Source organism: Nocardia altamirensis NBRC 108246 (genome assembly GCF_001612685.1).
In the GTDB taxonomy this organism is placed as follows: Bacteria; Actinomycetota; Actinomycetes; order Mycobacteriales; family Mycobacteriaceae; genus Nocardia; species Nocardia altamirensis.
Genome location: NZ_BDAY01000116.1, coordinates 18,886 through 29,316, shown reverse-complemented (window position 1 = coordinate 29,316; position 10,431 = coordinate 18,886). Strand labels below are relative to the sequence as shown.

Here is a 10,431-nt window from a genome sequence, read left to right as displayed (position 1 = left end):
AGCGCGGCTCGCGCCGCGGCGCCGACGGCCGCGTACTGGTTGCGCAGCAAGCCGATTGCCTTCGCCGACCACGGCATCAGCTCGGCATCGAGCAGCAACCACTCGCTCTGCAGCTCCTCGAACAGGCCCGCCGTCTCGGCGGCCGCACGCACCCTGGCCAGCAGCGCCTCGGTCTGTGCGCGGTCGTCGAAGAACGGACGGCCGGTGCGGGTGTAGAGCACACCGGTCCCGCCGTCGTCGACGCCGAACCGGTCCAGCGCCGCCTGCGCCGAACGGGCCACCAAAACCACAGCCCGCGAACCCATGTGCTTCTCCTCGCACACGAGCTGCTCGACGCCTTCGGCGCGGTAGTACGCGAAGGCTTCCGCCGGGTGCTCCAGATATCCGGGCAGCTCCGAGGTCGCGCACGGCGCCATCGTCGGCGGCAGATACGCGAGCCACCGCGGATCGATCGCGAACCGGCTCATCACTTCCAGTGCGGCGCAGGCGTTTTCCTCCTGCACGCCGACCCGTCCGTGATAGCGGGTTTCGACGACACGGCGGCCGACGACATCGTCGAGGTCGAGCACGCCGGGGTCGCGGCGGACGACACCCGCTGCGGTGCTGATCGTGGTGGCCTCGAGCGGCCGCACCGGCTCGTACCAGACCTGTTCCGCGGCAACCGAAACCGGAACGCGCTCCGGGTAGCGCAGCGCGGAGAGCCTGCCGCCGAAGACCACACCGGTGTCCAGGCACAGCGTGTTGTTCACCCACTGCAGGTCGAGCACCGGGGTGTGCCCGTACAGCACGGTGGCGCGGCCGCGGTAGTCGTTGGCCCACGGGTAGCGCACCGGAAGGCCGTATTCGTCGGTCTCCCCGGTGCTTTCGCCGTACATGGCGAAGGAGCGGACGCGGCCCGACGCCCGACCGTGGTACTCCTCCTTCAGGCCGGCGTGCGCGACGACGAGGTTGCCGCCGTCGAGGACATAGTGGCTGACCAGCCCGCGACAGAACTCGTGTGCCGCCTTGCGGAAAATCTCGTCCTCGTCGCCGAGCTGAGCCAGCGACTCGGCGAGCCCGTGCGCCACCCGCACCTGCTTGCCGTCGAGGGCGCGCACCAGCTTGTTCTCGTGATTTCCGGTGACGCACAGCGCGGTTCCCGCCGCCACCATGCCCATCACCAGGCGCAGCACGCCCGGCGTGTCCGGGCCGCGGTCGACGAGGTCGCCGACGAACACCGCGGCGCGCCCGTCCGGATGCCTGGCGCCGACCGCGCGGCCCGCGTCGTCGCGGTCGATGCCGTAGCCGAGTTCGCCGAGAAGCGTTTCCAATTCGGCGCGGCAGCCGTGCACGTCACCGATCACGTCGAACGGTCCGGTGAGTTCCCGCTTGTCGTTCCACGCCTTCTCGTCGACGATGGTCGCGGCATCGACCTCGGCGACACCGCGCAGCACATGCACCTTGCGGAAGCCTTCGCGCTCCAGCCCGCGCAGGCTGCGCCGCAGCTCGCGCTGCTGCCTGACGACCACGTGCGCGCCGAGTGCGGCCCGATCCGGTCGGGTCGCATTGCGTTCCAGACACACCGAATCCGGCACGTCGAGCACGATCGCCACCGGAAGCACGTCGTGTGCCCGCGCCACCGCGATCAACTCCTGCCGCGCCTTGGCCTGCACGTTGGTCGCGTCGACCACCGTGCGCAGGCCGCGCCGCAGCCGGACACCCGCGATGTGATGCAGCAGCGCGAACGCCTCCGCCGTCGCCGACTGATCCGTCTCGTCGTCGCTGACCACGCCGCGGCAGGCATCGGAGGAAACGATCGCCGTCGACCGGAAGTGCTTGCGCGCGAACGTCGACTTGCCCGAGCCGGTGCTGCCGACCAATACCACCAGTGCCAGTTCCGGCACCGAGAGCTCCGTCATCACGCCGCCCCTTCCCTCGTTGCGGACACTGCCTCGGACTTCGTGAAGACCGCCATCTGCGTCGGTGCCCCCGACTCAGGATCCACCGTTCCGATCGGCACGAACCGCACCGCGTAGCCGTGCCGGGCCGCCACCGCGTCGGCCCACACTGCGAATTCCGCACGGGTCCACTCGAATCGGTGATCGGCGTGCCGGAACTTGCCGGCGGGCAAGGTGTCGAAGTGCACGTTGAAGTCGGCGTTCGGCGTGGTGACAAGCACCGTCTTCGGCGCGGCCGACGCGAACACCGCATGCTCGAGCGCGCCGAGCCGCGGCACGTCGACGTGCTCGATGACCTCCATCAGCACCGCGGCGTCATAGCCGCGCAGCCGTGCATCGGTGTAGGTGAGCGCACCCTGGACCAGGCTCAGCCGCTGCGCCACCCGTTCCGGCTGCCGGTCGAGCCGCAGCCTACGTTCCGCGATCCGCAATGCTCGCATCGAGACGTCGACGCCGACGATCTCGGTAAACGTCCGGTCCGCCAACAGTTCCAGCAACAGCGCGCCCTCCCCGCAACCGAGGTCGAGCACCCGCCGCGCCCCCTCTTCGTGCAATGCCGCACGCACCGCTGCGCGCCGCGTCACCGCTAATGATGGTGTGCGCGTGGTTGTTTCGGCAGTGGCAGCAGCGTCGCCCGTCGGCTTGTCCGTGTCGGGCGTGGCTGCATTGCTCCCATGCTGACCCGCATCGGGAGTGCTGTCGACGGCCGCGTTGCTCGCGTCGTCGGGGGTGCCTGAACTGCGGTCGGCGGTCAGCCTGCCCGCGGGTACCTTTCCCGCAACGACGGTGTCGTCTGAAGGGCTTGAGGCGGCGGCACTTTCGTCCACCGACTCCTCGACGGCGTCGAGCAGTTCCGGCTCTACCTCGTCGACTTCGGCGAGCCGAGCCAGCGCGGCACGCACCAGCGAGTGTCGTCGGGCCAAGTAGCGGCGCGTGATCCAGCCGCGTTCCGGGTGCTCGGCGAGCCAGCCGCCGCCCGCGCGGATCAGCTTGTCTACCTCGTCGGCGGCCAGCCAGTAGTGCTTGGCGCCATCGAGGACGGGCAGCAGGACGTACAGGTGGGAGAGGGCGTCGGCCAGGCGAAGGGTGCCGGTCAGCTCGAGCCGGAGGTGATGCGAATCGCCCCAGTCCGGGAACGCCGGGTCCAGCGGTAGTGCGGTGGCGTCCACGGTCCAGCCGAGCGGTGCGAAGATTCGCTCGGCCACCTCTGGCCCGCCCTTGCACGGCACGGCAGGCAATTCGATGCGCAGGGGCAGCGCGGTCTCCACCAATTCCGGGCGCAGCGTGCAGCGCCCGTGCAGTGCGGTGCGGAACACCGCGCCGATGGCGACCGACAGCAGCGACGACGCCGCATACGGCCGATCGTTGACGTACTGGCCGAGGCTGAAATCCGGTGTGTTGCCTGACCTTCCACGCACCAGACGGATCGGGTCGACCTCGAGCAGCAGCGCCGCCGTGCACCGGGCGGCATTCGCCTCGGGATACACGACATGCGCGGTGCCGTACGACTGGTCGAACGCCTGCACCCGGTCGGGGTTCTTGTGCAGCAAGAAGCCCAGGTCGGTCGCCGGCCAGTCGGCGCCCTCCGGTGGTGTGCAGGTGATCGTCAGTAGCATCCTGCGATCGTCGCCCAGCCGGACGACCGTTCGCAAGGAAGTTTCACTTGCTCGTCGACGCTGGTGTGTGGGTCCACAGAGGTTCGGTGCTGATCACAGAGATTGCACGCTTTGTGAATAGTGGACCGGGTCTGTGGACGGGGGCGGGCTAGGCGGTGGGGTGCGGCCAGCGCCAGTCGGCGACTTCGGGGATGTCCTCGCCGTGTTCTCTGGTCCAGGCTCGGGCGGTCCATCGGGCGTCCACCATCTCCTGGCGCAATCCGGCGGCCCGTTCGCCGAGGCTCGGCACCCGATCGATGACGTCCATCACCAGGTGGTACCGATCCAGGTCGTTGAGCATCACCATGTCGAACGGCGTTGTGGTGGTGCCGCGCTCTTTGTAGCCGCGCACATGCAGTCCGGCATGGTTGGTGCGGCGGTAGGTGAGCCGATGCACCAACCACGGGTAGCCGTGGAAGGCGAAGATCACCGGACGGTCGTGGGTGAACAGGGTGTCGAACTCGCTGTCCGGCAGGCCGTGCGGATGTTCGTCCTGCGGTTGCAAACGCATCAGATCGACCACATTGAGGACGCGAATCCGCAACTCCGGCAGGCGGTCTCGCAGTATCGCCGCCGCGGCAAGGGTTTCCAGCGTCGGTACGTCGCCCGCGCACGCAAGCACCACGTCCGGGATGGTGCCGAGCTCGTCGTTGTGCCCGGCCCAGTCCCAGATGCCGATGCCGCGCGCACAGTGCTCGGCCGCGTCCTGCACCGAAAGCCAGTCCGCCTGCGGCTGTTTGCCCGCCACCACGACATTGACGTAGTGCCGGGAGCGCAGGCAGTGGTCGTAGGTGGACAGCAGCGTGTTCGCATCCGGCGGCAGATACACCCGGACGATCGACGGTTTCTTGTTCAGCACCACATCGAGGAAGCCGGGGTCCTGATGGGTGAACCCGTTGTGGTCCTGCCGCCAAACATGGGACGAGAGCAGGTAATTGAGACTTGCGATGGGTCGCCGCCACGGCACCGCCGCGCTGGCGTCGAGCCACTTGGCGTGCTGGTTGAACATGGCGTCGACGATGTGGATGAACGCCTCGTAGCAGGTGAACACCCCGTGCCTGCCGGTGAGCAGATAACCCTCGAGCAGGCCTTGGCACATGTGCTCGGACAGCACTTCGATCACCCGGCCGGTGCGGTCGAGTTTCTCGTCGTGCGCGCCGATCTCGGCCTGCCAGTCGCGGCCGGTCACCTCGAGGATGTCCTGCAGCCGGTTGCTGGCCAGTTCGTCGGGCGCGAAGGTGAGGAAGTTGTCCGGGTTGTGCCGGGTGACCTCGCGCAACCAGCCGCCGAGCACCCTGGTCGCCTCGTGCTGTGTCGCACCGGGTTCGGTGACCTCGACGCCGAAATCGCGCCAGTCCGGCAGGACCAGGTCGCGAACCAGCGTGCCGCCGTTGGCCACCGGGTTGGCACTCATCCGCTGATCGCCTTCTGGCACCTGGTACAGCAGCTCCGACACCGGGTGCCCGTGCTCGTCGAACAACTCCTCCGGGCGATAGGAACGCAGCCACTCTTCCAGCACCGCAAGGTGATTTGCATCCGAGCGGGCGGCAGGCAACGGCACCTGGTGTGCACGGAACGTGCCCTCGACGCGCTGGCCGTCCACGACCGGCGGACAGGTCCACCCCTTCGGGGTGCGCAGCACGATCATCGGCCAGACCGGCCGCGTCCCGTCGGCCGCGCCGCGTGCCGCCCGCTGGATCTGGGCGATCCGCTCCAGGCAGGTGTCCATCGCGGTCGCCATCGCCTGGTGTACCGCCGCTGGTTCGTCTCCGGCGACGATGATCGCCTCGTATCCGTTGCCGCGCAGCAAGGCAACCAGTTCCGACTCCGGAATCCGGGCCAGGATGGTCGGATTGGCGATTTTGTACTCGTTCAGCGCGAGGATCGGCAGCACCGCGCCGTCGCGCGCCGGATTGATGAACTTGTTGGCGTGCCAGCTGGTGGCCAGCGGCCCGGTCTCCGCCTCGCCGTCGCCGATCACACAGAACACGGTCAGGTTCGGCTGATCCAGCGCCGCGCCGAAGGCGTGCAGCAGCGAGTAGCCGAGCTCGCCGCCCTCGTGGAACGAGCCGGGCGTCTCCGGCGCGCAGTGACTCGGCACCCCGCCGGGAAAGGAGAACTGCGCGAACAGCGCGCTCATCCCGGCCGCGTCCTGCGGAATATGGCTGTACAGCTCGGAATACGTGCCTTCCAGCCACGCGCACGCGTTCGGGCCAGGCCCGCCGTGTCCTGGGCCTGCGACGAAGACGGCGTCGAGGCCGCGTTGCCGGATCGCTCGGTTGGCGTGCGTCCACACCAGATTCAGGCCGGGGACGGTGCCGAAGTGACCGAGCAGTCGCGGTTTGATGTGTTCGGCCCGAAGTGGTTCGCGCAGTAGCGGATTCGTCATGAGGTAGATCTGCCCGACGGCGAGATAGTTCGCGGCCCGCCACCAGGCGTCGATCGAAACCAGCTCGTCGGGATCCAACGGCCCCGCGACGTCGGCCAGCCGGTACGGCTTGGGCGCGATCGTCTCGCCGCTGGTGCTGTCGACATTGTCGGCCGAGGTATCGCCACCGGTGCTGCTCGCCATGTGGGTCATGTGCCGACTCTCCTCACGCTCGGGGACATCGGACGCGGTGCCCGCAGCGATCGTCGGCATCGGGTGCTCGTGCCCCGGACCAATCATCCACTCCGGACGGAGAATTCCCGGTCAGACTACCGATCCCGGTCTGATCCCGTGGGCGGTCGGCGCGCCGTGAGACGGTTCGGCAACACATCGGTGACTTTCCACGCCCGGCGTGGTCGCCGCGGAACGGGCGACACCCAGGATGATCCTGCCGAGCCCCGCGGCGTCGGGTGGTCTAGGGTCCGCGGCATGCACACACTCGGCAGGATTATCGGGATCGGCACCATCGCCGTCTCGGCGTTCACTCTGATCGCCTGTGGCTCCGACGACAAGGCCGCGTCGACTCCCACCTCGACCACGTCCGCGTCGCCCGGCAAGCCCGTCCCACCGGCGCAGGCCGCTCCGACCCAGAGCAAGGGCCGGGAATGCACCGCGGAGGACATCGGCGTGAGCGGCGATTTCGGCGCCGCACCGAAGATCACCATCCCCGACACCTGTGACCCGCCCAAGCAGCTGATCACCAAGGACCTGACGCCGGGCAGCGGGCCTGGCGCCGCGAGCGGCCAGCCGCTGACCATGAACTACGCGCTGGTCACCTGGTCCAACAAGCAGAAGCTGGACAGCTCCTTCGATCGCGGCAAGCCGTTCCAGCTCACCCTCGGTGCAGGCCAGGTCATCCCGGGTTGGGATCAGGGTCTGGTCGGCGTGCAGCAGGGCGCGCGCAGGCTGCTGATCGTGCCGCCGGACCTCGGCTACGGCGCTGGTGGCCGCGGCATCGCGCCGAACGAGACGCTGGTGTTCGTCACCGACGCGGTCGCGGTCGGAAAGTAAGACGCCGTCGCGGCCGGAACTACAGCGGCCGAGTGCAGCCCGCCCGGCCCGGTCTACTAACCTGGTCGGGATGCGTACGCCGCGTCCCTCGCCACCCGGCGGGTGCCGGGGTTCCCGGAGCGAGTCCGGGGCGATGGGGGATTGCGTCTCAACCAGAACAGACGACGAACAAGGAGCATGTCCGTGAAGAGCACCGTCGAGCAGCTGAGCCCGACCCGGGTCCGGATCAATGTCGAGGTGCCCTTCGAGGAACTGAAGCCTGACTTCGAGCGCGCGTACAAGGCACTGGCCAAGCAGGTCAAGATCCCCGGCTTCCGTCCGGGCAAGGCGCCGGCCAAGCTGATCGAGGCCCGCCTCGGTCGCGGCGCGATCCTGGAGCAGGTCGTCAACGACGTGCTGCCCGGCCGCTACAGCGAGGCCGTCAGCACCGCTGAGGTGAAGGTCATCGGCCAGCCCGAGATCGAGATCACCAAGATCGAGGACGGCGAAGAGCTCGCCTTCACCGCCGAGGTCGACGTCCGCCCGGAGATCACCCTGCCTGCCTACGGCGATATCGCGGTCACCGTCGACGCGGTCACCATCGGCGACGAGGACATCGACGAGCAGCTGCAGTCGCTGCGCCAGCGCTTCGGCACCCTCACCGGTGTCGAGCGTCCGGTCAAGGACGGCGACTTCGTCTCGATCGACCTGTCGGCCACCGTGGACGGCGAGGACGTCCCCGAGGCGGCTACCACCGGTCTGTCCCACGAGGTCGGCTCCGGCCAGCTGATCGAGGGTCTGGACGAGGCGCTGATCGGCCTGGCCGCGGGGGAGTCGAAGGACTTCACCTCGACCCTGGTCGCGGGCGAGCACGCGGGCAAGGAAGCCGTCATCACCGTCACCGTGCAGTCCGTCAAGGAGCGCGAGCTGCCTGCGGCCGATGACGACTTCGCCCAGCTGGCAAGCGAATTCGACACGCTCGACGAGCTGAAGGACGACCTGCGCACGCGGGTCGAGCGCAGCAAGAAGGTGCAGCAGGCGGGCGAGATCCGCGACAAGGTGCTGGAGACCCTGCTCGAGCAGGTCGAGGTGCCGCTGCCCGAGGCGGTCGTGCAGGCCGAGATCGACGCCGTCACCCACGACGCGGTGCACGGCTTCGACCACGACGAGGCCAAGCTGGCCGAGGCGCTCGAGGCGCAGGGCTCCAGCCGGGAAGAGTTCGACAAGGACGCCAAGGAGTCCGCCGAGAAGTCGGTGAAGACCCAGCTGCTGCTCGACGCCATCGCCGAGGCGGAGAACACCCAGGTCGGCCAGGAAGAGCTCACCGAGCGGATTCTGTTCCAGTCGCAGCGCTACGGCCTGTCGCCGGAGCAGTTCATCCAGCAGGTGCAGCAGGCCGGTCAGCTCGGCGCGATCTTCGCCGACGTCCGCCGCGGCAAGGCGCTCGCGGGCGTGGTCGGCAAGGTCACGGTGACGGACTCGGCGGGCAACACCGTCGACACCGCCGAAATGTTCGGTGCGCCTGAGGATTCCGCTCCCGAGGTCGAGGCCGACGATGCGGCTGAGGTCGAGTCGACCGAGACCGCTGCGGCGAAGGCCGAATAATTTCTATGGAAAACCAGCGCGAGTCAAGCCCTCGGACAGGGTTGATTGCGCAGTGAGCGAGCGAAGCGAGTGAACCGAAATCGCAGCGCGCGTCAGCGCACAGCGGAGCTGAGCGCCAGCGAAGTTCCGCTGTGAGCGAAGAAGGGCGGTACCGGGAGTTCGGTGCCGCCCTGCTTCGTTAATGTTTGTGACAACGAACCAGAGATGGCCGTCGGCCAGCGAGCCGGTATGAGAAGGCAGGTATCCGTGACAAGTAACCAGGCAGGGATCGCTATGGCGTCCGCGACTACTGGTCTCAACCTCAGCGATTCGGTCTACGAGCGACTGCTCAGTAATCGCATCATCTTTCTCGGCACGCAGGTAGACGACGACATCGCGAACAAGATCTGCGCGCAGATTCTCCTGCTGACCGCGGAGGATCCGACGAAGGACATCGCGCTCTACATCAACTCCCCGGGTGGCTCGGTGACCGCCGGTATGGCGATCTACGACACCATGCAGTTCGCCGAGTGCGATATCGCCACCTACGGCATGGGCCTGGCCGCGTCGATGGGCCAGTTCCTGCTCACCGCAGGCACCAAGGGCAAGCGCTTCGCCCTGCCGCACGCGCGGATCATGATGCACCAGCCGTCGGCGGGCATCGGCGGTTCCGCCGCGGATATCGCGATCATGGCCGAGCAGTTCGCGCACACCAAGCGTGAGCTCAACGAGTTGCAGGCGCACCACACCGGCAAGTCCGTCGAACAGGTCACCATCGACGCCGACCGCGACCGCTGGTTCACTGCTAAGCAGGCGCTGGAGTACGGCTTCATCGACCGCGTGATCAGCCACGCGAACCAGACCAACGGCGTAGGCAACGACTAGGCGCCATCCGGACTCTTCGTCCGTCCCAGCGCAGCAGCCGCTTCTCACACAGACTTTGGAGACCAAGATGGCCAACCAGTTTGACCCACGCGCACTCGGCGGCACGGCGCCGCAGAGCCCGCAGTCGCGCTACATCCTGCCGTCGTTCATCGAGCACTCGAGCTTCGGCGTCAAGGAGTCGAACCCGTACAACAAGCTGTTCGAGGAGCGCATCATCTTCCTCGGCGTGCAGGTCGACGACGCCTCCGCGAACGATGTCATGGCGCAGCTGCTCGTGCTCGAGTCGCTCGATCCCGACCGCGACATCACCATGTACATCAACTCGCCCGGTGGCTCGTTCACCTCGTTGATGGCCATCTACGACACGATGCAGTACGTGCGCGCCGATGTCGCGACCGTCTGCCTCGGCCAGGCCGCTTCGGCCGCCGCGGTGCTGCTCGCCGCAGGCACCCCAGGCAAGCGTGCCTGCCTGCCCAACGCCCGCGTGCTGATCCACCAGCCGTCGCTGGAGGGTGGCATCCAGGGCCAGGTCTCCGACCTCGAGATCCAGGCCGCCGAGATCGAGCGCATGCGTCGCCTGATGGAGACCACGCTGGCCAGGCACACCGGCAAGGACGCGGACACCATCCGCAAGGACACCGACCGCGACAAGATCCTGACGGCCGAGGAGGCCAGGGAATACGGGATCATCGACACGGTGTTCGACTACCGCAAGCTGAGCGCCCAGAAGTAAGGCATCGACCCGTCGTTTTCGGGTAGCCGGAAACGACGGGGCGGATTGCCTCGCCCGGCGGTGATTCGCTCTCACGTTGCTGTACCCCAGGGAAATCCGGCCGGGACGTATGCCAATGGCATGCTGCCCGGCCGGACCGCTATCGAGGACACGCCCGCTCCGGAAACACTTAGGGAGTAGGCGTCGATGAATAAGCGGCCGGAGCACGACCAAGGCCGT

The 10,431-nt window shown here is 67.8% G+C and carries 7 protein-coding genes; 4 read left to right on the top strand and 3 right to left on the bottom strand.

Annotated elements, in window-relative coordinates; genetic code table 11:
* The 3 genes from NA11_RS40950 to NA11_RS40940 form a co-directional block, all read right to left on the bottom strand.
* A partial coding sequence (locus NA11_RS40950; protein ID WP_069167496.1) for a polynucleotide kinase-phosphatase occupies positions 1-1,898 on the bottom strand: 1,898 nt, incomplete at its 3' end.
* Positions 1,898-3,553, bottom strand: coding sequence for a 3' terminal RNA ribose 2'-O-methyltransferase Hen1 (locus NA11_RS40945; RefSeq protein ID WP_069167501.1), 1,656 nt, complete (start codon positions 3,551-3,553; stop codon positions 1,898-1,900). The genes NA11_RS40945 and NA11_RS40950, both read right to left, overlap by 1 nt.
* A 148-nt stretch (positions 3,554-3,701) precedes the next feature.
* Entirely contained in the window at positions 3,702-6,173 is a 2,472-nt protein-coding gene (locus NA11_RS40940; protein ID WP_218023481.1) for a phosphoketolase family protein, read from the bottom strand.
* Positions 6,174-6,449: 276 nt separating this feature from the next.
* Here NA11_RS40940 and NA11_RS40935 point away from each other — a divergent pair, with 276 nt between their 5' ends.
* The 4 genes from NA11_RS40935 to NA11_RS40920 all read left to right on the top strand — a co-directional run bounded on the left by NA11_RS40935 (position 6,450) and on the right by NA11_RS40920 (position 10,212).
* Complete coding sequence (locus NA11_RS40935; protein WP_069167495.1) at positions 6,450-7,031, top strand: FKBP-type peptidyl-prolyl cis-trans isomerase; 582 nt, start codon at positions 6,450-6,452, stop codon at positions 7,029-7,031.
* A 183-nt stretch (positions 7,032-7,214) separates the two neighbouring features.
* Positions 7,215-8,615: a trigger factor gene (tig, locus tag NA11_RS40930; RefSeq protein WP_069167499.1), complete on the top strand. Its 1,401-nt coding sequence runs from the start codon at positions 7,215-7,217 to the stop codon at positions 8,613-8,615.
* A gap of 273 nt (positions 8,616-8,888) precedes the next feature.
* Positions 8,889-9,479 carry an ATP-dependent Clp protease proteolytic subunit gene (locus NA11_RS40925; protein WP_069167494.1) on the top strand — a complete coding sequence of 197 codons (591 nt, stop codon included), beginning with the start codon at positions 8,889-8,891 and terminating at the stop codon, positions 9,477-9,479.
* A 67-nt stretch (positions 9,480-9,546) separates the two neighbouring features.
* Positions 9,547-10,212 (top strand): ATP-dependent Clp protease proteolytic subunit, encoded by a 666-nt coding sequence (locus NA11_RS40920; protein WP_069167498.1) that lies wholly within the window; start codon positions 9,547-9,549, stop codon positions 10,210-10,212.
* Positions 10,213-10,431: the final 219 nt, after the last annotated feature.

What these genes read in the sequence shown, in the direction of transcription:
- NA11_RS40945 (WP_069167501.1), bottom strand. Translation starts at nt 3,553, where the DNA reads ATGCTACTGACGATCACCTGCACACCACCGGAGGGCGCCGACTGGCCG.
- NA11_RS40940 (WP_218023481.1), bottom strand. Translation starts at nt 6,173, where the DNA reads ATGACCCACATGGCGAGCAGCACCGGTGGCGATACCTCGGCCGACAAT.
- NA11_RS40935 (WP_069167495.1), top strand. Translation starts at nt 6,450, where the DNA reads ATGCACACACTCGGCAGGATTATCGGGATCGGCACCATCGCCGTCTCG.
- NA11_RS40925 (WP_069167494.1), top strand. Translation starts at nt 8,889, where the DNA reads ATGGCGTCCGCGACTACTGGTCTCAACCTCAGCGATTCGGTCTACGAG.
- NA11_RS40920 (WP_069167498.1), top strand. Translation starts at nt 9,547, where the DNA reads ATGGCCAACCAGTTTGACCCACGCGCACTCGGCGGCACGGCGCCGCAG.